Annotated in this window: 1 rRNA gene; it reads left to right on the top strand. The window is 52.5% G+C overall.

The annotated features are described in order from the left end of the window. Nucleotides 1–400: ribosomal RNA gene (locus tag BSZ14_RS18905) — 16S ribosomal RNA — on the top strand; the annotation flags it as partial.

Here is a 400-nt window from a genome sequence, read left to right as displayed (position 1 = left end):
GGAATATTGGACAATGGGCGAAAGCCTGATCCAGCAATACCGAGTGAGTGATGAAGGCCTTAGGGTTGTAAAGCTCTTTTAGCAAGGAAGATAATGACGGTACCTAGTAAAGAAGCCCCGGCTAACTTCGTGCCAGCAGCCGCGGTAATACGAAGGGGGCTAGCGTTGTTCGGAATTACTGGGCGTAAAGAGTACGTAGGCGGCTTATCAAGTTGGGTGTGAAAGCCCAGGGCTCAACCCTGGAACTGCACTCAAAACTGGTAAGCTAGAGATCGGAAGAGGTAAGTGGAATTCCCGGTGTAGCGGTGAAATGCGTAGAGATCGGGAGGAACATCAGTGGCGAAGGCGGCTATCTGGACCAGCACTGACGCTGAGGCACGAAAGCGTGGGGAGCAAACAG

The organism is Sphingomonas sp. Sph1(2015) (genome assembly GCF_001970915.1).
Classification (GTDB): Bacteria; Pseudomonadota; Alphaproteobacteria; order Sphingomonadales; family Sphingomonadaceae; genus Sphingomonas; species Sphingomonas parapaucimobilis.
Note: the sequence above shows the minus strand (reverse complement) of the source record. Positions and strands in the feature narration are given on the sequence as shown.